The organism is Streptomyces sp. NBC_01478 (genome assembly GCF_036227225.1).
Classification (GTDB): domain Bacteria; phylum Actinomycetota; class Actinomycetes; order Streptomycetales; family Streptomycetaceae; genus Streptomyces.
On the sequence record NZ_CP109444.1, the window covers coordinates 1,369,196 to 1,391,191 of the forward strand.

Below are 21,996 nucleotides of genomic sequence, written 5' to 3' on the forward strand. Positions count from 1 at the left end.
CATACCCCCTGCCACGGTGGTGCGCCCGCGCGGGGAGCGAACGCGCACCGTGAGCTACAGGGACCTCAGCGTACGCTTTTCGAGAGTGCCGCGACCCGGTACTGGGCGAAGGCGTACCAGCCGGTTTTCCTGGGTCGCCGGTGACGGCAGGGACGCGGATCCCCCGTGGTCCTCACTCCTCCGACCCGGTCGGCGGCACCACCGCGACCGGGCTCGCCGCGTGCAGCAGGACCGCCTGGGTGACCGAGCCGAGCAGGCGGGCCGGGGCGAGCAGTCGGCGGCGGTGGCGGCCCACGACGACGAGGTCCGCGTCCTTCGAGGCGGCCACCAGGTGGCCGGCCGCGTCGCCCGGGGCGACGTACGGCTCGGTGCGGACGTCCGGGTGGTGGGCGCGGTGCGGGACGAGGAGGGCGTCGGTGAGGACGCGGGTCTCGTTCTCGATGGCGTCCTGGTCGATGACCGGCGGGAGGAGTTCGCCGGCGGAGGCCCAGGCCTGCGGCGGCCACGGATAGGCGGCGACGACCTGGAGGCGGGCGCCGCGCCGGGCGGCCTCGGCGAAGGCGAAGGCGAGGGTGGCCTCGTCGGGGCTGTCCACGTGCAGGCCGACGACCACCCGGGGTCCGGGTGCGGCCGGGGGCGCGTCATGCACCTCGCGTCCGGGCCGGGGCACCACGACGACGGGGCAGTCCGCGCCGCGGGCGGCGGCCATGCCGTTCGAGCCGAGCAGCAGGCTGGCGAAGCCGCCGCGGCCACGCGAGCCGAGCACCAAGAGCTGTGCGGTGGAACCGAGTTCGGGCAGTACCGCGCCGGGTGCGCCCTGCAGCCCGAGGTACTCCACGACCGGCCGGTCGGCTGGGTCCTCGACATGCTTACGGGCCTGGTCGAGCACCTCGTCCTTCGCCGGGTCCGGCGGCCCGGCGACCAGGACGCCGGGCGATGTCCAGGCGGCGGCGTACTGCCACACATGGACGACCCGCAGCGGCACCCCGCGTCCACGCGCCGCGTCGAGGGCCCAGTCCAGGGCGCGCAGGCTGTCGTCCGAACCGTCGACCGCCGCGATGACCGGCAGGGTGCTCATGGGTTCCTCACCTCAGGAGTAACGGGACCTTCCCCCCTGGGGCCAGCCTGGCTCAGGCGTCGGCTCCAGAAGGGTTCTCAAGGTCGCGTGTCCGAAACAACAGGTGGGACACCCCGGAGAGGCGCAACGCCCCTCACGTCAGATCGAACTCCCCCTCCCGCGCCCCCGACACGAACGCGCCCCATTCCGCGGGCGTGAAGATCAAGGAAGGGCTCTCCGGGCGGCCGCTGTTGCGCATCGCGATGAATCCCTCGACAAAAGCGATCTGGACATCCCCCCGTCCACGGCTGCCTGAGTGCCAATCGGCGTCACTGAGGTCCAGCTCCGGCTTGTCCCAGCCCGCAAGCGGGTGCTGCTGGATGGTGCTCTCGGCCACGTCCGTGCTCCTCCCGATTCGTCGTCCGCGGCCAGCCTAGCGATCGACTTCTGATGCCGACAGGCCACGTGAGGGGGACCTTTCAGGAGGCGGGGGGTTCGCTGCCCACGAGCCACATCGAGAAGAACTGCGATCCGCCGCCGTAGGCGTGCCCGAGAACCCGCCGGGCCCCCTCCACCTGGTGTTCCCCGGCCTGGCCGCGGACCTGGAGGGCGGCCTCCGCGAAGCGGATCATGCCCGAGGCACCGATCGGATTGGTCGACAGCACCCCGCCTGACATGTTCACGGGAAGGTCGCCGTCCAGCTCGGTCACCCCTGATTCGGTCAGCTTCCAGCCCTCTCCCTCCTCGGCGAACCCAAGATTCTCCAGCCACATGGGCTCGTACCAGGAGAACGGCACGTACATCTCCACGGCGTCGATGTCCCGGCGCGGGTCGGCGATCCCGGCCTGCCGGTACACATCGGCGGCGCAGTCCTTGCCGGCCTGTGGCGACACACAGTCCTTTCCGGCGAAGAGTGTGGGTTCGCTCCGCATGGCGCCACCGTGCATCCAGGCCGCCGGACGTGGTGCGCGGGCCGCCCCCGCCCGGTCGGTGAGGACCATCGCGCAGGCGCCGTCCGAGGAGGGGCAGGTCTCCGAGTAGCGGATCGGGTCCCACAGCATCGGCGAGGCCTGGACCTTCTCCAGGGTGATGTCGTGCTCGTGGAGATGGGCGTACGGGTTCTTCAGCGCGTTGCGCCGGTCCTTGTACGCCACCAGGGAGCCGACGGTGTCGGGCGCCCCGGTGCGCCGCATATAGGCGCGCACATGGGGCGCGAAGAACCCGCCCGCACCTGCCAGCAGCGGCTGCTGGAAGGGGATCGGCAGGGACAGTCCCCACATGGCGTTCGACTCGGACTGCTTCTCGAAGGCCAGCGTGAGGACCGTGCCGTGCACGCGAGCTGCAACGAGATTGGCGGCGACGAGCGCCGTAGACCCGCCCACCGACCCGGCGGTGTGCACCCGCAGCATGGGCTTCCCCACGGCGCCCAGCGCGTCGGCGAGATACAGCTCGGGCATCATGACGCCCTCGAAGAAGTCCGGCGCTTTCCCGATGACCACGGCGTCGATGTCGGCCCACGTCAACTCGGCGTCGTCCAGGGCACGTTGGGCCGCCTCACGCACCAACCCCGCGATCGACACGTCCCGCCGCGCGGCGACATGCTTGGTCTGGCCGATCCCTACGACGGCCACGGGCTCCTTGCTCATCGCGGATCCCCTTCGAGTACGGCGACCAGGTTCTGTTGCAGACAGGGCCCGGAGGTGGCGTGGGCGAGGGCCCGGTCGGACTCGCCCCGGTGGATGCGGGCGGCGGCCTCGCCGATGCGGATGAGCCCGGCGGCCATGACGGGGTTCGCGGCGAGGGTCCCGCCGGACGGGTTGACGCGCACGTCGTCGCCGAGCCGCAGCGCCTTGCGCAGGACGACCTCCTGCGCGGTGAACGGCGCGTGCAACTCGGCGGTGTCGACGGGCCGTTCGAAGGCACCGGCCTTCTCGGCGGCGAGCCGCGCGGACGGCGAGTCGGTCAACTCCCGTACGCCCAGGCCGTGTGCCTCGATGCGGTGGTCGATCCCCTTGATCCAGGCGGGCCGTCGGCACAGTTCGCGGGCCCGGTCGCCGGCCGCGAGGATCACGGCGGCGGCGCCGTCGCCGATCGGCGGGCAGTCGCCGGTGCGCAGCGGCCGTACGACATAGTCCCCCTGCGGTACCGAACCCCGCACCTGCGCATGGGAGTTGGCGCTCGCGTCGGTCCGGCTGCGGGCGGCCACGGCGGCGAGCGCGGGTTCGTCGGTGTCGCCCGCGTCGATGAGGGCCTGCGCCTGGAGGGCGGCGAGGGCCACGGAGTCCGGCCACAGGGGGGCGACGTAGTAGGGATCGAGCTGTCGCGTCAGCACATCGCGTACGGAGCCGGGGGACGACTTGCCGTACGAGTAGACGAGCGCGGTGTCGGCGTCGCCGGTGAGGAGTTTGGTCCAGGCCTCGTAGAGCGCCCAGGCGCCGTCCATCTCGACGTGCGACTCGGAGATCGGCGGCCAGGCGCCGACGCCGTCGAGGGCCAGGGTGAAGGAGAAGGCGCGGCCCGCGAGGTAGTCGCTGGACCCGGAGCAGGTGAAGTCGATGTCGGCGGTCTTCAGCCCGGTCTGTTCCAGGACGCCGTGCAGGACCGGCATCAGCATCTCCACCTCGGAGAGCTCGTCGGTGGTACGCCGGTGGTCGGTCTGCGCGAAGGCGACGACGGCGATCTCACGCATCACATCGGCTCCCTGCATCACAGCAGCTCCTTGTAGGCGTCGTAGTCCGCGTCGGGTTCGCCGGTCGGCCGGTAGTGGTCCGGATAGCGGCCGCCCTCGCTCCACACCGCCTCGACGCGCAGCCCCATGCGCACCTGGTCGTACGGAATCCCGCCGATCCGTCCGTGCAGCGCGAGGTCGGCGCCGTCGAGGGCGATGTGCGCGTAGACGTACGGCACTTCGATGTCGAGGTTCTTCGCCTTGATGTTGACGATGCAGAACGTGGTGACTGTGCCCCGCGGCCCCACTTCGACATGTTCCGCCGTGGCGACACCGCATGTGGGGCAGGCACCCCTCGGCGGGACGTACACCTTGCGGCAGGTGGGGCAGCGTTCGCCGACGGTGCGTTGTCCGGAGAGCGCGTGGATGTAGTCGGTCTGCGCGCGGCCGGGCGAGTAGACGTAGTCGAGGCGCGCGGGGGCCACGATGCCGGTGACCATGTCCTCGAACTCGCCGGTGTGGGCGGCCGGTTGACGTTCCTCATCGCCATCGCCATCGCCTTCGTACGGCTCGAAGCAGGCGATGTCCGTGATGGCGCCGGTGCGTTCCTCGGCCCAGCGGACGCGAACGCGCATGCCGGTGCGTACGGCGTCCGGGCCGGGGGCGTCGAGGGCGTGCAGGAGGGCGGTGTCGGCGCCGTCGAGACGGACCAGGACCCAGGCGAAGGGGGTGTCCAGGGGCTGACCGCGCCGGGGTTCGTGGTTCCAGGCCCAGGTGGTGACCGTGCCGGTGGCGGCGACCTGGACGAGATCGCGGATCTCCTCAGCGGTAACGGGGTCGTACTCGACGGGAGGGACAAGGGTCCGCCCATCACCGGTCTTCACCCCAAGAACGACGCGCTCGCGCAGGCCGGTGAGAAAGGCGCTCTGGATCGGGCCGAGGGAGCGAGTGAAGGGGAACTCCAGGACGAGGGGGGCTTTAAGTACTTCGGGCACAGCATCTCCTCACTGAACAAACGGGGTTGCGCGGGTTCTCCCTAGGGGCGCGGGGCTGTGTCGTATATGCGGCTCCGCCGCGTGGGCGCGACCAGCCACAACGAACCCGCAGACAAAAGCCGACCGACCAGCAGTGCACCTACGCCCGCTTGTAAACAGGCGCCCGCTTCTCCGCAAAGGCACGGGCCCCCTCCTTCGCATCAGCGGTGTCGAACACCGGCCACCCCCGCTTGAGTTCGGCAGCAAGCCCCTCCGCCTCTGTCAGTTCGGCCGTCTCATACACCGACGCCTTCACCGCCTCAACCGCCAACGGCCCACACCCATTGACGAGTTCGGCAATCTCCAGCGCCTTGTCGAGAGCCGCGCCGTCGGGAACGACATGTCCGACCAGACCGACGTCCGCCGCCTCCCGCGCGCTGTACGGACGCCCGGTGAGCAGCATCTCCAGCGCATGAGTACGCGGAATCTGCCGCTGGAGACGCACAGTTGAGCCCCCGATCGGAAACAGCCCGCGCTTGACCTCGAACAGACCGAAGGTCGCCGACTCCCCCGCGACCCGGATGTCGGTGCCCTGAAGGATCTCCGTACCGCCGGCCACGCAATACCCCTCGACCGCCGCGATCACCGGCTTGCGGGGCCGGTGGTGCCGCAGCATCGCCTTCCAGTGCAGGTCAGGATCGGCGGTGAGCCGCTCACGGTACTGCTGGCCCTCCATGCCCTTCCCGGCCAGCGCCTTGAGGTCCATGCCGGCACAGAACGCACCCCCCGCGCCGGTCAGCACGATGGACCGGATCGCGTCGTCCGCGTCGGCCTCGATCCACCCGTCGTAGAGACCGACAAGCATCGGCAACGAGAGAGCGTTCTTGGCCTCGGGCCTGTTGAGCGTGAGCACCAGTGTGGCGCCCTCGCGCCGCACGGTCAGGTGTTCCGTACCGCTCATGGTCGTCTCCCGTCGCCGTACCGCCTCCGGAACGAGAACAGGTTGCAGGAGGTGCCCTGCCAGTACAAGAGGTTTCTGACACTCAGTCAGATTTCTTCTGCGCGGACCCTTCACAGTTGCCGCGCCCTTTGCTCTGATGACCGGCGAACCGACGTCAGGAGGAGTGGTGGAGTACAACATTGCCGACCTGTTCGAGTCGGTCGTCGACGTGGTCCCGGACCGCGAGGCGCTCGTGTACATCGACCACCCGGGGACGGGCGCGGAACGCCGCCTGACCTACGCGGAGTTGGACGCGGCGGCGAACCGCGTCGCCCATCACCTGATCGACACCGGGATACGCCCGGGCGAACACCTCGGGCTCCACCTCTACAACGGCGTCGAGTACGTGCAGACGGTGCTGGGCTGCCTCAAGGCGCGGGTGGTACCGGTCAACGTCAACTACCGCTACGTCGAAGAGGAGTTGGTGTACCTCTACCGGGACGCCGATCTCGTGGCGCTGGTCTTCGACACGGAGTTCACCGGGCGGGTGGCGGCCGCGCTGCCCCGGGCGGAGAAACTTCGGCACCTGGTCCGGGTGGGGACACCGGCGCAAGGCGCCCCGGACGTACCGGATGTACCGGATATGCCGGTGGTGTCCTTCGTGGACGCGGAGGCGACCGGGTCTCCTGAGCGCGGGTTCCCGGCCCGTTCGGGCGACGACCAGTTCATCATCTACACCGGCGGCACGACCGGGATGCCCAAGGGTGTGATGTGGCGCCAGGAGGACCTGTTCTTCTCGGGGCTCGGCGGCGGCGCGCCGACCGGTGAACCCGTCAAGAAACCGGAGGAGTTGGCCGAGCGGGTCGCGGCCGGCGGGGCGGGGATCACGTTCTTCCCCGCTCCCCCGCTGATGCACGGCACCTCCACGCTCACGGCGTTCATCGGCTTCAACTTCGGCCAACGCGTCGTGATCCACCGTAAGTTCGTGCCGGAGGAGGTGCTGCGGACCGTGGAGAAGGAGAAGGTCACCAGCATGTCCCTGGTCGGCGACGCGATGCTCCGGCCGCTGATCGACGCCCTCAACGGGCCGATGAAGGGCACCGATTGCTCGTCGATGTTCAGTGTCTCGTCGTCGGGCGCGATCATGTCGGAGACGGTGCGCCGGCAGTTCCAGGAGCTGCTCCCGAACACGATGCTGCTGAACAACTACGGCTCGTCCGAGTCCGGCTTCAACGGCACGGCGACGGCGGATTCCGGGGCCGGGCAGTCCTTCCGCATCCGCGTCAACTCCCGTACCCAGGTGGTCGATCCGGCCACGCACGAGCCGGTCGCCGTCGGTGAGATCGGCCGGGTCGCGCAGTGCGGTCATGTACCGCTCGGCTACTACAACGACGTGCGCAAGACCGCCGAGACCTTCTTCGAGAAGGACGGCCGGCGGTGGGTGCTGCTCGGCGACATGGCGACCGTGGACGAGGAGGGTGTCGTCACGGTTCTCGGCCGGGGCTCGCAGTGCATCAACACCGGTGGGGAGAAGGTGTATCCGGAGGAGGTCGAGCAGGCGCTCAAGTCGCATCCGGACGTCTACGACGCGCTGGTGGCCGGGGTGCCGGACGTGAGGTGGGGCAACCATGTGGCCGCGGTCGTACAACTCCGCACGGGTGCGGAACAGCCGTCGCTGGACGACATCCAGACACACTGCCGCACCCACCTCGCCGGGTACAAGATCCCGCGCCAGTTGGTGATCGCGGAGTCCATCCAGCGGTCGCCGAGCGGCAAGGCGGACTACCGGTGGGCGCGGGAGGTGGCGGTCGCCGCAGATCAGTGAGTCAACAGTGGGTCAACGAGCAGGCCGGATTGAACTCACGGTAGCGTGCGGCCGTACTGATGGTGACGGATCCGGTGGCCCGGGCCAGCTCCGTCATGCCATCACCGGGCTCAGCACGGAAGGACGTTCGGGTGCCGCTCTTCACTCGCTCTCACCCATCGGCGCACGAGAAGGCCACCGGGGAGACCGACCCGACAGCGGCGACGGAGGCCGCCGCATCCCCCGAACAACAGGAGCCACCCGAGCCACGCGACTCGGCGGACGTACCCGAGCAGCACGAGCCGACCGACGCAACCGAGTCGACTGAAACGACCGACTCGGCGGACTCACCGGACTCGACCGACACGTCCAACTCGGTTGACTCGTCCGAGGCGTCCGAGGCAGCCAAGCCCGCCGGCGCCGCTGAATCCGCCGCACCCGACGAGAGCTCTGAGCCCGCAGAGCCCACGGAGTCCGAGGCAGAGTCCGAGGCGAAAACCGGAATCGAATCTGCCCCGGAATCCGCCGCCGAATCCGCCGAGCGGTCGTCTCAACTCCCCGTCCGCGCAGGCTGGTTCGGCTGGCGCAGCCGCTACCCCCGTACCGCACGTGCCGTAGGCGTGGGCACGAGTGTGCTGGCCGGTGCGTTGCTGGTCGTCGCTCTCGTCGTGCCCGACCGTCTCGACCGGATGACGTTCCAGTCGTTCCTCCGGCTGCCCGTGGAGCTGATCGTCCTCGCGGTCGTGCTGCTCGTGCTGCCGTCGAGGGCGCGGCGGATCGCCGCCGTCGTCTCGGGCGCGTTCATCGGGCTGTCGACCGTCCTGAAGTGCCTCGACATGGGCTTCTACCAGACCCTGGCCCGCCCGTTCGACCTGGTCTTCGACTGGGTCCTGCTGAGCGACGCGGCGGACTGGATGAAGGACTCGTTCGGCCGCTCCGGCGAGGTGCTCGCGATCGTCGCGGTGATCGTCCTGCTGATCGTCGTCCTCGTGGCGAGCGCGCTCGCGATGATGCGGCTGGCGGACGTGATGGCCAGGCACCGCCCCACGGCCGTACGCACCACCCTTGTCCTCGGTGTCGCGTGGATCATGTGCTTCACCCTGAGCGTGCAGGTCGGCGGTGTCACACTCGCCACCAAGGGCTACAGCCAGTTCCTCACCAACCGCGTGAAGTACGTGCGCGAGGGTCTGGGAGACGCCGACGTCTTCAAGAAGCAGCTCACCGTCGACGCCTTCGCCAAGACCCCGCCCGACCAACTGCTGACCGGACTGCGCGGCAAGGACGTCCTGTTCACCTTCATCGAGAGCTACGGCCGGGTCGCGCTCGACGACCCGACGATGGCGCCGGAGATGGACAAGACGCTCACGGCGGGCGACGCCCGGCTCAAGGCGGCCGGCTTCTCGTCGCGCAGCGCCTGGCTCAGGTCGCCGGTGACGGGCGCGGGGAGTTGGCTGGCCCACTCGACGTTCCTGTCCGGCCTGTGGATCAAGAACCAGCAGCGGTACCGGACCGTGACCACCAGCACCCGCGCGACCCTCACCAGCTACTTCCAGAAGACCGGCGCCTGGCGCACGGTCGGCATCGTCCCCGGTGTGCGCAAGTCCTGGCCCGAGGGCAAGTACTTCGGCCTCGACAACATCTACGACTCCACCCATCTCGGCTACCAGGGCCCGTACTTCAGTTGGACGCCGGTGCCGGACCAGTTCAGCCTGGAGTCCTTCGAGAAGCTGGAGTACGGCAAGAAGAACCGCGACCCGATCATGGCGGAGATCATCCTCGCCTCCAGCCACAACCCCTGGTCCCCCATCGCCCACACGATCCCCTGGAACCAGCTCGGGGACGGCACGATCTTCAACCAGATCAAGAAGGAGGGCACCAACCCGACGGAGGTCTGGAAGAGCGCGAAGCGCGTGCGGACCGAGTACCGCAAGGCCATCCAGTACTCCGTGGACAGCCTGACCCAGTGGGTCCAGCGCTACGGCAACAAGAACACCGTCCTCGTCTTCCTCGGCGACCACCAGCCCGTGCCGACGGTCACCGGCGGCACCGCCGACAAGGACGTGCCGATCACCATCGTCGCCCACGACCCCAAGGTGCTGGACAAGATCTCCAACTGGGGCTGGACGGACGGCCTCAAGCCCGCCGACAACGCCCCGGTACTGGGCATGGACAAGTTCCGGGACCGCTTCATGACGGCCTACGCGAAGTGACGGTTCCGGTCCGGACGTCGTCCCTCGCCTCCGCGAGGAACGGCTCCACCACCGCCAGGAACTCCTCCGGCCGCTCCTCGTGCACGAGATGTCCGGCGTCGACGGTCACCAGGCGGGCGTCGGGGATCCGTTCGGCGAGTGCGGCGACCCGGTCCTGAGGAATCCCGCTGGTGGGGCCACCGGCAACCACCAGCGTGGGCATGGTGATCCGCCCCATGTGGTCCCACCACATGGGGTCGGGGCGGTTCGCCCACGGGTCGGTGGCCTCGATCATCGCCCAGTCGAACGACAGCTCCCCTGCGGGGCGTTGGGTCGCCGGGCGCGGCGGATCGAGCGGCAGCGGCGCGGGCACATCCTCCAGAACCAGCCGTCGTACGACGTCGGGTGCGTCCTGCGCGAGCAGGTACGCGACGATGCCGCCGAGCGAATGGCCGATGACGTCGGCCTGTTCGATGCCGAGGACGGTGAGGAGGGCGCGTATGTCGTCCCGCATCGCCTCGTACGCGTACACGTCGGCCGTGGCTCCCGGCTCGGTGCCGGGCCAGTCGCTGCTTCCGTGGCCGCGCAGGTCGGGGGCGTACACGCGGCGCGGTGCGGGTCCGCCGGCAATCCGTTCGGCGATCGGTGTCCAGTCGGTGCCGTCGGCCGCCCGGCAGTGGAGCAGGAGGACGGGCCGCGCCTCCTCCGGGCCCCAGGTGTGAAGAGCGAGGGCTGTGCCGTTGGCCTCGACGGTGCGGGTCTCGGTCTGCATTGCAGGAACGTAGCCGCTGGGGCGGCGGGCCGTGCGGCTATTCTCCCGAGGGCGGAACGGCACCCCCCGCGTCGAGAAACGCGACGACCTGGCGCACGAACCACTCCGGATCGTCCAGCCACGGGTAGTGCCCGGCACCCGGCTGCACCACCGACTCGGCGTTCCGGAACACGTCGGCGGCGCGACGGGCGAGTTCGGGCCGGGGGCCACCGTCGAGTTCACCCGCGAGAACCAGGACGGGTGCGGGCAGCCGGCCCAGGGCTGCCCGGAGGACTGGTGGGTCGAAGGCGCCCTCGGAGAAGTACAGGTCGGCGGCCTCGTCGTTGCTCTGTTCGTCGGCGAGTGCGGAGAGTTCTTCGGCGATCGCATCCCAACGGCCGTGGAAGAAGGGCTCGAAGACCGGGTCGAAGTCGGATCTGCCCGCGAGCCATGCCTCGAATGCGGGGAACGCGGCCTCGAACCACGGTTCGCCCTTCCGCAGCCGGGCCGCGGCGAGCCGTCCCTCGGGGCTGGCCTGCATGTCCAGCGCCCATGGGGTGGCCGTGATCAACGCCAGGCGTGTCACCCGCTCGGGATGGCGGGCCGCGTACAACATCGCGAGGCTGCCGCCCGCCGAGTGCGCGAGCAGGTCAATGTGGTCCAGGCCCATGTGGGCGCGCAACACCTCGACGTCGTCCACCAGTCGGTCGCACCGGTACGTCCCCTCGTCGGCCGGCACCGCCGAGTCACCGGTGCCCCGCAGATCCAGCAGGATCAGCCGTCGATGCGCGGTCAGTCCGCCCAGGTCCCCGAGGTAGGCGGAGGCCCGCATGGGCCCTCCGGGCAGGACGACCAGCGGCTCGCCCTCACCCCGTACGTGGTAGGCGAGTTCGGTGCCGTCGGTGGCAGTGAAGGTGCCGGTCACAGTCTGCATGACGGTAGATCCTCAAGGCCGACCGGGCGTGGGCGCAAGAGAAGGCTCAACCGCCGAACCGCCCCCGCAACTCCCGCTTCAGGATCTTCCCGCTGGCGTTCCGCGGCAGCTCGTCCACGAACACGACGCGCTTCGGGGCCTTGAAGTGAGGGAGCTTCTCCCGTGCGTGGTCGATGAGTTGGGCCTCGGTGACCTCGCCGCGCGGGACGACGACCGCGGTGACGGCCTCGATCCAGCGGTCGTCGGGGAGGCCGATCACGGCGACCTCGGCAACGCCCTCGTGGGTGTAGAGGACGTCCTCGACCTGGCGTGAAGCGACCAGTACGCCACCGGAGTTGATGACGTCCTTCACCCGGTCGACGACGGTGAAGAAGCCGTGCGCGTCCCGCACCGCGAGGTCGCCGGAGTGGAACCAGCCGTCACGGAAGGCGGCGGCGGTCTCCTCGGGCTTGTCCCAGTAGCCCTCGCACAACTGCGGTGAGCGGTAGACGACTTCGCCCTGTGTGCCGTCGGGCACGTCCTTGCCGTCCTCGTCGACCACCCGCGCGTCCACGAACAACACGGGACGGCCGCAGGAGTCCAACCGGCCCTTGTGCTCGTCGGGGCCCAGGACCGTGGCCAGCGGGCCGATCTCGCTCTGCCCGAAGCAGTTGTAGAAGGCCAGCTTGGGGAGCCGCTCGCGCAACCGCTCCAGGACGGGCACCGGCATGATCGACGCGCCGTAGTACGCCTTGCGCAGCCCGCTCAGGTCACGGGTCTCGAAGTCCGGTCGGTTCGCCAGGCCGATCCACACCGTGGGCGGGGCGAACAGGCTGTCCACGCGCCCCGCCTCGATCAGGTCGAAGAGCCGGTCACCGTCGGGCGCGTCGAGGATGGTGTTCGTCGCCCCGACCGCGAGATACGGCAGCAGGAACACATGCATCTGCGCCGAGTGGTACAGCGGCAGCGAGTGCACCGGCCGGTCCCCGGCGCTCAGGTCCAGGGCGGTGATCGCGCTCAAGTACTCGTGCACCAGGGCCCGGTGGGTCATCATCGCGCCCTTGGGCAGCGCGGTCGTGCCCGAGGTGTAGAGCAACTGCACCAGGTCGTCGGTACGCGGCTCTGGACCGTCGTACGGCGACGCAGACGTCAGTTGCTCCAGCAGCGAACCCTCCGCGTCCCGCAACGGCAACGTGCTCACGCCGTCCGGGAGTTGACCCGCGAGGTCGGGGTCGGTGAGCACCAGCGCGCTGCCGGACTGGCCGACGATGTACGCGAGGTCGTCGCCGGTGAGGTTCTGGTTGACCGGCACGTGCACGAGGCCGGCGCGGGCGCAGGCGAGGAAGCCGATCAGATAGGCGTCCGAGTTGTGGCCGTAGGAACCGACCCGGTCGCCCGGCGTGAGGCCCTGGCCGAGGAGCACGCTCGCCGCGCCGGAGACGGCGTCGTCGAGTTCCTGGTAGGTCCAGGAGCGCTCGCCGTAGTCCACCGCCACGCGGGCGGGAGTGCGTCGGGCACTGCGTCGCAGTACCCCGTCAACCGTGCTGCCGTGTCCGGGCGTCATGACACATGATCCTCGGGCCGGCGTCCGGACGGGTCAAGCCGGGTGGTCGAGGTGGGCCCGGCCCATAGGTGCCGGGCCCACATGTGTCGCACTCACATGGGCCGGACCCGCCCCTCCCAGTACGGCTCCCGCAGTCGCCGCTTGTACAGCTTGCCGTTGGGGTCGCGGGGCATCTCGGTGATGAAGTCGATGCTCTTGGGCCGCTTGTAGCCGGCGAGTTGCTCGGCGCAGTGGTCGAGGAGGGCGGCGGCGAGGGCCGGGCCGGGCTCGTGCCCGGGAGCCGGTTCGACGACGGCCTTCACCTCCTCGCCCCACTCGTCGTGCGGGATGCCGAAGGCCGCGGCGTCGGCGACGGCGGGGTGGGCCAGCAGCGCGGACTCGATCTCGGCCGGGTAGATGTTCACGCCGCCCGAGATGATCATGTCGATCTTGCGGTCGCGGAGGAAGAGATAGCCGTCCTCGTCGAGGTAGCCGAGGTCGCCGACGGTGAAGAAGTCGCCGATGCGGTTCTTCTTCGTCTTGGCCTCGTCCTTGTGGTAGGCGAAGCCGCCGGTGCTCATCTTCATGTAGACGGTGCCGAGTTCACCGGGCGGGAGCCGGTTGCCGTCGTCGTCGAAGACCGCGAGTTCGCTGATGGGCCAGGCCTTGCCGACCGTGCCGGGTTTCTTCAGCCAGTCCTCGGCGGTCGCGAAGGCACCACCGCCCTCGCTGGCCGCGTAGTACTCCTCCACACAGTCGCCCCACCACTCGATCATCGCCCGCTTCACATGGTCGGGACACGGGGCGGCGCCATGGATGGAGTGCCGCATGGACGAGACGTCGTAGCGCGCCCGTACGTCTTCGGGGAGGGCGAGGAGCCGGTGGAACTGGGTCGGGACCATATGGGTGTGGGTGCACTTCTCGCGGTCGATGAGGCGGAGCATCTCCTCCGGGGTCCACTTGTCCATCAGGACCAGGCGGTGGCCTATGTGGAGGCTCGCGCCCGCGAACTGGAGGACGGCCGTGTGGTAGAGCGGCGAGCAGACCAGGTGCACGTTGCCGTCGAACGGCTTGATGCCGAAGATGCCGAGGAAGCCGCCGAGGTACGCCGACTCGGGCGGCCTGCCCGGCAGGGGGCGGCGTATACCGCGGGGGCGGCCGGTGGTGCCGGAGGTGTAGTTCATGACCCAGCCGAGGGTGCGGTCCGTGGGCGCCGACTCCGGTTGTCCGTCGAGGAGTTCGGCGTACGGCCGGAAGCCCTCGACCGTGCCGACCGCGTACCTGTGGGTGGCGGGCAGGCCGGCCTCGTCGGCGGCCTGGCGCGCGGCCTCGGCGAACCGTTCGTGCGCGATGAGCACCTTGGCGCCGGAGTCGGCGACGATCCAGGCGATCTCCGGTGCGACGAAGTGGTGGTTGACGGGGACGAGGTAGAACCCGGCCTGGGTGGCGGCCAGATGGGCCGTGAAGAACTCGACTCCGTTGGGCAGGACGACCGCGAAGGCGTCGCCGCGTTCGAGTCCGGCGGCGCGCAGACCGTGGACGAGTTGGTTGGCGGCGGCGTGCAGTCGGCCGGCCGTCCACTCCTCTCCGTCGGGCGCGATGAGGACCGTACAGTCGGGGTCCTGGGCCGCCTGGGCCCAGAAGCCGGCGGGGGGTGTGCTCACGCCCTGTGTGGCGGCTCCACCTGCCGTGGCCCCGCGCTGTGTGTTCTCCCCCTGTGTGCTCACTGGCCGCTCCTTCCGGCGATGCGGTTGATGCGGTCGACGGCGTGCTCGAAGCCGCGGGTGAGGTCGTCGAAGACGGCCTGGACACTGCGTTCGCTGTTCATCCGGCCCACGATCTGGCCGACGGGCGTGCCGAGCAGCGGTTCGATCTCGTACTTCTGGATGCGCGAGACGGCCTCGGCGACGAGCAGGCCCTGGAGCGGCATGGGGAGGGTGCCCGGGCCGTCCGGGTCGTCCCAGGCGTCGGTCCACTCGGTGCGCAGTTGGCGGGCCGGTTTCCCGGTCAGGGCGCGGGAGCGGACGGTGTCGCCGGATCCGGCGGCGAGCAGTTTGCGGGTCACGCCGGCCGAGTGCATATCGGCTTCCGTGGTGGTCAGCCATATAGAGCCCAGCCACACACCTTGGGCGCCGAGACTGAGCGCGGCGGCCACCTGCTGTCCGCTGCCGATGCCGCCGGCGGCGAGTACCGGCAACGGATCGACGGCGTCGACGACTTCCGGCGTGAGCACCATGGAGGCGATCTCGCCGGTGTGTCCGCCCGCCTCGTACCCCTGGGCCACGACGATGTCGATGCCGCCCTCGGCGTGCTTGCGGGCGTGCCGGGCGCTGCCCGCGAGCGCGGCGACGAGCACGTCCTGGTCGTGGGCGCGGGCGACGACGTCGGCCGGTGGGGAACCCAGCGCGTTGGCGAGCAGCTTGATCGGGTAGTCGAAGGCGACGTCGAGCTGGGTGCGGGCGACCTGCTCCATCCACCCGGTGATGCGCCAGCCGGACACCTCGCCCTCGGCGAGTTCGGGCACGCCGTACTTGGCCAGGGTCTCGGTGACGAACTGCCGGTGCCCTTCCGGGATCATCGCCTCGACCTCGGCCTCGGTGACGCCCTCGACCTTCTTCGCCGGCATGACGACGTCCAGGCCGTACGGCATCCCCTCGACGTGCGCCTCCAGCCAGTCGAGGTCGCGCTTGAGGTCGTCGGGGGCGGTGTAGCGGACCGCGCCGAGCACTCCGAAACCGCCGGCCCGGCTGATGGCCGCGGCGACGGCGGGGAACGGCGTGAAGCCGAAGATGGCGTGCTCGATTCCCAGTTTCTTGCTCAACTCCGTCTGCATGGGCGCAGAATGCCGCAGTCCTCCGGACGACGGAAGGCCTTTTCTGATGCTCCGTCAGATTTTCCTCATGAGCGACCTCGTCGGGCGGTGAGCACGGGCTGATAGAAGCCGCTGTCCTCCGGTTCGTGCCAACTGACGTCCGCGAAGCCCGCGTCGAGCACGGCGTCGGTCAACTGACTCCGGGTCAGGGCCCAGTAGGCGGTACGGCGGACCCGTACCTCCCAGCCGTCCCCGTCCGGTACGAGCTGGAAGTGCTCCAGGTCGTAGCGCTCGCCGTCCTCGTGCCAGTGCCACAACTGGAAGGTGACCACGCGTCCTTGGGGGGTGGTCGACACCTGGGGCGGTGCGGACGCGGGGCGGGCGGCGCGGATCTCGTCGTAGTCCCGGATGCTCAGCACGAGGAGCCCGTCGTCGCGAAGGACCCGGCGGATGCCGACCAGGGCGGAACGCACATCGTCGGGGGTGAGCAGATGGGGCAGCGAGTTGTCGGCGCAGACGACGACGTCGAAGGCGGCTGTCCGGAACGGCAGCGCCCGCATGTCCGCCGCGGTCGCTGGAAGGGCGACACCGCGGTTCGCGGCCTCGGCGGCGGCCCGCGCGACCGCGGCCGGGCTGAGATCGCTGCCGATCACCCGGTGTCCGACCCCGGCCAGCCCGATCGCCTGTGTGCCGATCCCACATGAACAATCCAGCACCTGGTGTGGCCCCGCGCCCAACCGAGCCCGGACGACCCCGTCCAGTGCCGCCGCCTGGCGGGCCATGCTCGCGTCCCAGTCCGGGAAGATCAGGTGGTAGTCGGCGGCGAGTGCGTCGTAGAAGTCCCGGACCGAAGACACCTTCGCCCTTCTCTTCAGCGGCTTTCCAGCCTGACGTGCAGTTCCCGCTCCTGGTCGCCGGAGGTGGTGGCGAGGTCGTGCACGGTGAACAGGGAGTCCAGCGTCGTACGGAACCGTTCGATGGCCCAGTACCCGCCCTGCAGATCCGCGTCGACGGATGCCGCGAGCCGGGCCGGGCCGCCGGAGGCACCCTCGCGGGCATCGGCGACGTCGAAGGTGCCGAGCCAGACCGTGGGGCGGGTGTCGTGGTGGTCCCGGGGTACGTCGTCCGCGCACCGGTCGGATCCGTAGCACGCGCACAGCGTGTCGAACACGATCCGGGCGTCCTCCTTGCTGCACCCGCTGATCTCCACCGAGACGGATTCCATGTGCTCCGGCACTATGTGCGCGCTGTCCATGGCGATCGCTCCTCTCGTCCACTCCCCACTTCCAGAAAAGCACCGTTTCCCCGGCAAAGCACCACCCACAGTGGCCGGGAAGTCAGTCCTCCCCCGCCTCCAGCACCGCCATCGCCGCGTTGTGCCCCGGCACCCCGCTCACTCCCCCGCCGCGCACCGCGCCCGCCCCGCAGAGCAGGACGTTCGTGTGCCGGGTCTCGACGCCCCAGCGGCCGGTGCCCTCCTGGGCGTACGGCCAGGTCAGTTCGCGGTGGAAGATGTTGCCGCCGGGCAGCCGGAGGTCGCGTTCCAGGTCGAGCGGGGTCTTCGCCTCGATGCAGGGGCGGCCGTCCGCGTCGGTCGCGAGGCAGTCCGCGAGGGGCTCGGCGAGGTGGGTGTCCAACTGGGCGAGCGTCGCCTTCAGCAGTTCCTCGCGTACGGCGTCGTTGTCCCGTTCGAACAGCCGCGCCGGGGTGTGCAGACCGAAGAGGGTGAGGGTCTGATAGCCGCCCTCGACGAGGTCCCGGCCGAGGATGCTCGGGTCGGTGAGCGAGTGGCAGTAGATCTCCGAGGGCGGCGCGGCGGGCAGCGAACCGGACGCGGCCTGGGCGTGGGCGGCGGCCAGTTGGTCGTACCCCTCGGCGATGTGGAAGGTGCCGGCGAACGCCTCGCGCGGGTCGACCGAGGTGTCGCGCAGCCGGGGCAGCCGCTTGAGCAGCATGTTCACCTTGAGCTGGGCGCCCTCGGCGGGGGCGGGTGGTTCGTCGCCGGTGAGCGCGGCCAGTTGCTGCGGGGAGGCGCCGACGAGGACGTGCCGGGCGGCCACGACGCCTTCGCTGTCTGCCGTGCGATAGGTGATCTCGGCGGCGCGGCCGTCCGTGTCGATGCGGACGGCCTCGTGGCCGGTGGCGAGTACGGCACCGGCGGTGCGGGCGGCGGTGGCCAGGGCGTCGGTGAGAGCGCCCATGCCGCCGACCGGGACGTCCCAGGCGCCGGTGCCGCCACCGATGACGTGGTAGAGGAAGCAGCGGTTCTGGGCGAGCGTAGGGTCGTGGGCGTCGGCGAAGGTGCCGATGAGAGCGTCGGTGAGGACGACGCCCCGGACCAGGTCGTCGGTGAAGTTCTCCTCGATCGCGACGCCGATCGGCTCCTCGAAGAGCATCCGCCAGGCGTCCTCGTCGTCCACGCGGCGGCGCAGTTCGTCGCGGGTGGGCAGCGGTTCGGTGAGCGTGGGGAAGACCCGCTGCGCGAGGCGGCCGGTCATGCCGTAGAGCCGCTGCCAGGCCGCGTATTCGCGGTCCCCGCCGGTCAGCTTGGCGAAGGCGTCGCGGGTTCGGCGCTCGCCGCCGCCGACGAGGAGGCCGGTGGGGCGTCCGTCGCGTTCGACGGGGGTGTACGACGAGATGGTGCGCCCGCGGATGCGGAAGTCGAGGCCGAGGTCCCGCACGATCTTCTTGGGCAGCAGGCTGACCAGGTACGAGTACCGGGACAGCCGCGCGTCGACCCCGGCGAACGGGCGCGTCGACACGGCAGCGCCGCCGGTGCCGTCGAGCCGCTCCAGGACAAGCACGGACCGCCCGGCCCGGGCCAGGTAGGCAGCGGCGACCAGACCGTTGTGGCCACCGCCGACGATGACGGCGTCGTACGTCCGGAGTCCGGGTCCCTCGTGTGCAGGCATGGTTCTTCGTAACACGAGGTGATCTAGGTCGGCCAGAGGGGGGCGGGGGGTGCTCGGTGGGTGCGGGGTGCTCGGTGGGCCTCGGGCGATGCGGGTACGGCCGTGGGCAGGCGCGGGCGGACCGGGCCGGGCGGCCAGGGGCGGGCAGACGGGAGGCTCCGCCGTCAGCGGCAACAGCCCGACGGTCTCGCGACGCGGCGACGCGGCGACCCGGCGGCCCCCAACCTGATGCCCCCGCGCGACCCCACGGGCTTGCGGCGTCGCACCCCGGCACCCCGGCACCCCGGCACCCCGGCACCCCGGCACCCCGGCACCCCGGCACCCGCAGCCTGACGGCCGACGACCTCACGGACTGACGGCCTTGCGACCCCGCGACCCGACGACCCGACGACCCAGCACGTTGCGGGATGGCGGGCCCCGGGGCGATGCGGATACGGCTGTGGGTAAGCGCGGGCGGACCGACGGGACGCTCCGCCGTCAGCGACCACGGCCTCGCGCCCCGGTGACCCCACGGCGCGCGATCCGATGCCCCCGCGACCCCACGGACTGACAGCCTCGCGCCCCGGTGACCCCACGGCCTCGGAGCCCGCGACCCGACAACCCGGCACACTGTGGGATGGCGGGCCCCGGCCGATGCGGGCACGGCCGTGGGCAAGCGCGGGCGGACCGACTCGGGCAGACGGGACGCTCCGCCGTCAGCGACCGCGGCCCAACGGCCTCGCGACCCGGAGACCAGGCAACCCAATGACTCCGCAGCCTGCGATCCGATGACCCCGCAACCCCACAGCCTGACGACCCGGCAGCCCGACGACACCACGGCCTGGCGACCCGACGACCTCATGGACTTACGCCCCCGCGCCCCGACGAGCCCACAACCCCACAACCCCGCAGCCCGACAACCCTACGGACTGACGACCCCGCGGCCAGAGACAGCCCCGCCCGCCACCCGCAGCTAATGACCCCCCGGTGCCCGCCCCTGCCGTAGCGCCGTCACACGGCGGTACAGCTCGGCTGCCTCTGTGTTGCGGCCGAGTTGTTCCAGGCAGTGGGCCTCGTCGTTGCGGCTGGCGAGGGTGTCCGGGTGGGTGGGGCCCAGGACGCGTTCGCGGGCGGCGGCGACGCGGCGGTATTCGGTGAGGGCGTCGGCCCAGCGGCCCAGCCAGCCGAGGCCGACGGCGACCTCGCGGCGGCTGACCAGGGTGTCGGTGTGGTCGGCGCCGAGGACGCGCTCGCGGATCGCGCACACGTCGCGGGACTCGGCGAGGGCCTCCTCCCAGCGGCCGAGGCGGCCGAGGTTGACGCCGAGGCCGTGGCGGGCGCGGAGGGTCTCGGGGTGGGCGGGGCCGTGGACGCGGGTGCGGTCGTCGATCAGGTCGCGGTACAGCTTGAGGGCGTCGGCGCTGCGGCCGAGCCGGCCGAGGCTGATGCCGACCTCGTAGCGGGCGGCGAGTGTGTCGGCGTGGTCGGGGCCGAGGGCCTGGGCGCGGGCCTCGGCCACCTCGCCGTAGGTCTGCAGGGCCTCCGGCCAGCGGCCCAACTGGCCGAGCGCGTACGCCACTTCGTAGCGGGTGACCAAGGTGTCGGGATGGCCGGGGCCCAGCACGCGGGCGCGGGCGGCGGCGACCTCGCAGGCCATGCGGTACGAGTCCTCCAGGCGGCCGAGGCGGCTGAGGTTGAAGGCGAGGTTGTGGCGGCAGCGCAGGGTGTCGGGGTGGTCGGGGCCCATCGTGCGTTCCCTGGCGGCGAGTACGGACGTGTACGCCTGGTGTGCGTCGAAGTGGCGCCCCAACTGGCCCAGGACGTACGCCATTTCCTGCCGGGCGGCGAGCGTGTCGGCGTGGTCGGCGCCCAACGCCCGTTCCCTGGCGCGGGCGACGTGGGTGTACTCGTGCAGGGCGTCGGCGGCGCGGCCGGTGCGGCTGAGGGTGAAGCCGAGTTCGTAGCGGCTGGCGAGAGTGTCGGGGTGGTCCGGGCCGAGGAGGTGGGTGCGTTCGGCGGCGACCGCGCGGTGCACCTCGCCGGCCTCCGCCCAGCGGCCGAGCCGGCCCAGACTCAGGCCCGCGTTGTGGCGCCCGGCAAGGGAGTTGAGGGTTTCCGCGGAGGGTGCGGACGGTGACCCCGGTGCGGGTTCCTCCCCGTGGCCGGTGGTCGGGCGGGCGATCCACTCGCCGGTGAGTCCGGCGCCGGCGTCGGGCGGGGTGGTGCGCAGTTCGGCGCCGGTCGCCTTGTGCCCAGTGGTCATCCCGCGCGTCCAGGACGGGAGGCGCGGCTCGCCGGACACCGCTTCCGGCGGGCGCGGTCGGGGCTGTGGGGTCACAACGGTCGGCACGTACAAGGGAGTCGTACGGCCCAAGGTGATGCGGCGGCCCAACTCTCGGGCGTCGTGCGGACGTTGTTCCGGGAGTTTGGCCAGCAGGTCGAGGATGGCCTTCTCCAGGTACTCGGGAACCTCGGGGCGCCGGTCACGCGGCGGGGTGGGCGCGGTGTCGCGGTGGCCGATGAGGATCGCCCAGGCGTCGCCGAGGTCGAACGGCGGTGCCCCGGTAGCGAGTTCGTACAGCACGCAGCCGAAGGAGTAGAGGTCGCTGCGCTGGTCGACCTCGGTGCCGCTGATCTGTTCCGGCGACATGTAGTGCGGGGTGCCCATCGCGATGCCGGTGCCGGTCAGCCGGGAGGTGAAGCCGATGTCGGCGCCGAGGCGAGCGATGCCGAAGTCGCAGATCTTCACCGTGCCGTCGGTCAGCCGCATGATGTTCGCGGGCTTCAAGTCCCGGTGCACAATGCCCTGTTGATGGGTGTAGGCGAGCGCGGAGGCGACCTGCTCGGCGATGTCGAGAACGTCACCGACGGGCAGCGGCCGCTGTTCGTTGTCCTCCAGGAGCTGGCTGAGATTGCGGCCGTCGAGCAACTCCATCACCAGGTAGAGGACGCCGTCGGACTCGCCGAAGTCATGGACGACGGTCACCCCGCGGTGCTGCAGCGCGGCGGCCACCCGTGCCTCACGGCGGAACCGCTCGCGCAGGACCCGGGTGAACGACTGGTCGTGGTGCGGGTTCAGCGGCTTGAGGCACTTCACGGCGACGAGCCGCCCCAGTGACTCGTCCCGCGCACGCCACACCTCGCCCATGCCGCCGCGCCCGATCAGATCGAGCAGCCGGTAGCGGCCCTGGATCAGCCTGCTGTCCCCCATCTCCCGCGATCGCCCCCGTCAGTGTTCGTCCCGCCCTCCCCTGGCTCGTCCAGTATGGCGAGCGATCGTCCGACTTTGTACGCCGACGGGCCACCGGTACGGGTGCGGGGGCCGGTGTGCAGGAGCCGGGGGGACGTTCTGCCGTACGGCTGATGGGCGTACGGCGGCAGGAAGGCGTAAGGCAAGTGCACCACGCGCCGCCGGAGCACGTCGCGCGCCGGGAGAAGCCGATCCGGTTCGGTG

Annotated in this window: 17 protein-coding genes; 2 read left to right on the forward strand and 15 right to left on the reverse strand. The window is 70.7% G+C overall.

Features of this window, described 5'->3' with window-relative positions:
• Window positions 1-172: 172 nt before the first annotated feature.
• The 6 genes from OG223_RS06135 to OG223_RS06160 all read right to left on the reverse strand — a co-directional run bounded on the left by OG223_RS06135 (window position 173) and on the right by OG223_RS06160 (window position 5,660).
• Window positions 173-1,078, reverse strand: a complete 906-nt coding sequence (locus OG223_RS06135) for a universal stress protein (protein WP_329243509.1) — start codon at window positions 1,076-1,078, stop codon at window positions 173-175.
• 133 nt (window positions 1,079-1,211) lie between these two features.
• Window positions 1,212-1,454, reverse strand: coding sequence for a DUF397 domain-containing protein (locus tag OG223_RS06140; protein ID WP_329243513.1), 243 nt, complete (start codon window positions 1,452-1,454; stop codon window positions 1,212-1,214).
• Window positions 1,455-1,536: 82 nt separating this feature from the next.
• Window positions 1,537-2,703, reverse strand: coding sequence for a thiolase domain-containing protein (locus tag OG223_RS06145; protein ID WP_019057880.1), 1,167 nt, complete (start codon window positions 2,701-2,703; stop codon window positions 1,537-1,539).
• Entirely contained in the window at window positions 2,700-3,764 is a 1,065-nt protein-coding gene (locus OG223_RS06150) for a thiolase domain-containing protein (RefSeq protein WP_329243518.1), read from the reverse strand. The genes OG223_RS06145 and OG223_RS06150 overlap by 4 nt, the downstream gene beginning before the upstream one ends.
• Window positions 3,764-4,720, reverse strand: coding sequence for a Zn-ribbon domain-containing OB-fold protein (locus tag OG223_RS06155; RefSeq protein ID WP_329243521.1), 957 nt, complete (start codon window positions 4,718-4,720; stop codon window positions 3,764-3,766). Before OG223_RS06155 ends, OG223_RS06150 begins: the two co-directional genes overlap by 1 nt.
• A gap of 139 nt (window positions 4,721-4,859) precedes the next feature.
• Complete coding sequence (locus OG223_RS06160; protein WP_329243524.1) at window positions 4,860-5,660, reverse strand: crotonase/enoyl-CoA hydratase family protein; 801 nt, start codon at window positions 5,658-5,660, stop codon at window positions 4,860-4,862.
• Between the two features lie 166 nt (window positions 5,661-5,826).
• On the opposite strand from OG223_RS06160, the gene OG223_RS06165 reads away from it, so the two are divergent.
• Window positions 5,827-7,464: an acyl-CoA synthetase gene (locus tag OG223_RS06165; protein ID WP_329243527.1), complete on the forward strand. Its 1,638-nt coding sequence runs from the start codon at window positions 5,827-5,829 to the stop codon at window positions 7,462-7,464.
• A gap of 131 nt (window positions 7,465-7,595) precedes the next feature.
• The gene (locus tag OG223_RS06170; protein ID WP_329243530.1) at window positions 7,596-9,653 is read left to right on the forward strand and encodes a sulfatase; all 2,058 of its coding nucleotides are present in this window, start codon (window positions 7,596-7,598) and stop codon (window positions 9,651-9,653) included.
• Here OG223_RS06170 and OG223_RS06175 read toward each other — a convergent pair.
• The 9 genes from OG223_RS06175 to OG223_RS06215 all read right to left on the reverse strand — a co-directional run bounded on the left by OG223_RS06175 (window position 9,631) and on the right by OG223_RS06215 (window position 21,753).
• Window positions 9,631-10,404, reverse strand: coding sequence for an alpha/beta fold hydrolase (locus OG223_RS06175; RefSeq protein ID WP_329243534.1), 774 nt, complete (start codon window positions 10,402-10,404; stop codon window positions 9,631-9,633). The genes OG223_RS06170 and OG223_RS06175 overlap by 23 nt on opposite strands.
• Window positions 10,405-10,441: 37 nt before the next feature.
• Window positions 10,442-11,317: an alpha/beta fold hydrolase gene (locus tag OG223_RS06180; protein WP_329243536.1), complete on the reverse strand. Its 876-nt coding sequence runs from the start codon at window positions 11,315-11,317 to the stop codon at window positions 10,442-10,444.
• 46 nt (window positions 11,318-11,363) lie between these two features.
• The gene (locus OG223_RS06185) at window positions 11,364-12,860 is read right to left on the reverse strand and encodes an acyl-CoA synthetase (RefSeq protein WP_329243539.1); all 1,497 of its coding nucleotides are present in this window, start codon (window positions 12,858-12,860) and stop codon (window positions 11,364-11,366) included.
• A gap of 92 nt (window positions 12,861-12,952) precedes the next feature.
• Entirely contained in the window at window positions 12,953-14,503 is a 1,551-nt protein-coding gene (locus OG223_RS06190; protein WP_329243541.1) for an acyl-CoA synthetase, read from the reverse strand.
• Window positions 14,504-14,562: 59 nt separating this feature from the next.
• The gene (locus OG223_RS06195) at window positions 14,563-15,672 is read right to left on the reverse strand and encodes a nitronate monooxygenase (RefSeq protein WP_329243543.1); all 1,110 of its coding nucleotides are present in this window, start codon (window positions 15,670-15,672) and stop codon (window positions 14,563-14,565) included.
• A gap of 65 nt (window positions 15,673-15,737) precedes the next feature.
• Window positions 15,738-16,508, reverse strand: coding sequence for a class I SAM-dependent methyltransferase (locus OG223_RS06200; protein WP_329243545.1), 771 nt, complete (start codon window positions 16,506-16,508; stop codon window positions 15,738-15,740).
• 14 nt (window positions 16,509-16,522) lie between these two features.
• Window positions 16,523-16,906 (reverse strand): hypothetical protein, encoded by a 384-nt coding sequence (locus OG223_RS06205; protein WP_329243547.1) that lies wholly within the window; start codon window positions 16,904-16,906, stop codon window positions 16,523-16,525.
• A gap of 82 nt (window positions 16,907-16,988) precedes the next feature.
• On the reverse strand, window positions 16,989-18,563 hold the full coding sequence (locus OG223_RS06210; RefSeq protein WP_329243550.1) for a phytoene desaturase family protein: 1,575 nt from the start codon (window positions 18,561-18,563) through the stop codon (window positions 16,989-16,991).
• Between the two features lie 952 nt (window positions 18,564-19,515).
• Window positions 19,516-21,753 carry a serine/threonine-protein kinase gene (locus OG223_RS06215; RefSeq protein WP_329243553.1) on the reverse strand — a complete coding sequence of 746 codons (2,238 nt, stop codon included), beginning with the start codon at window positions 21,751-21,753 and terminating at the stop codon, window positions 19,516-19,518.
• Between the last annotated feature and the right edge of the window lie 243 nt (window positions 21,754-21,996).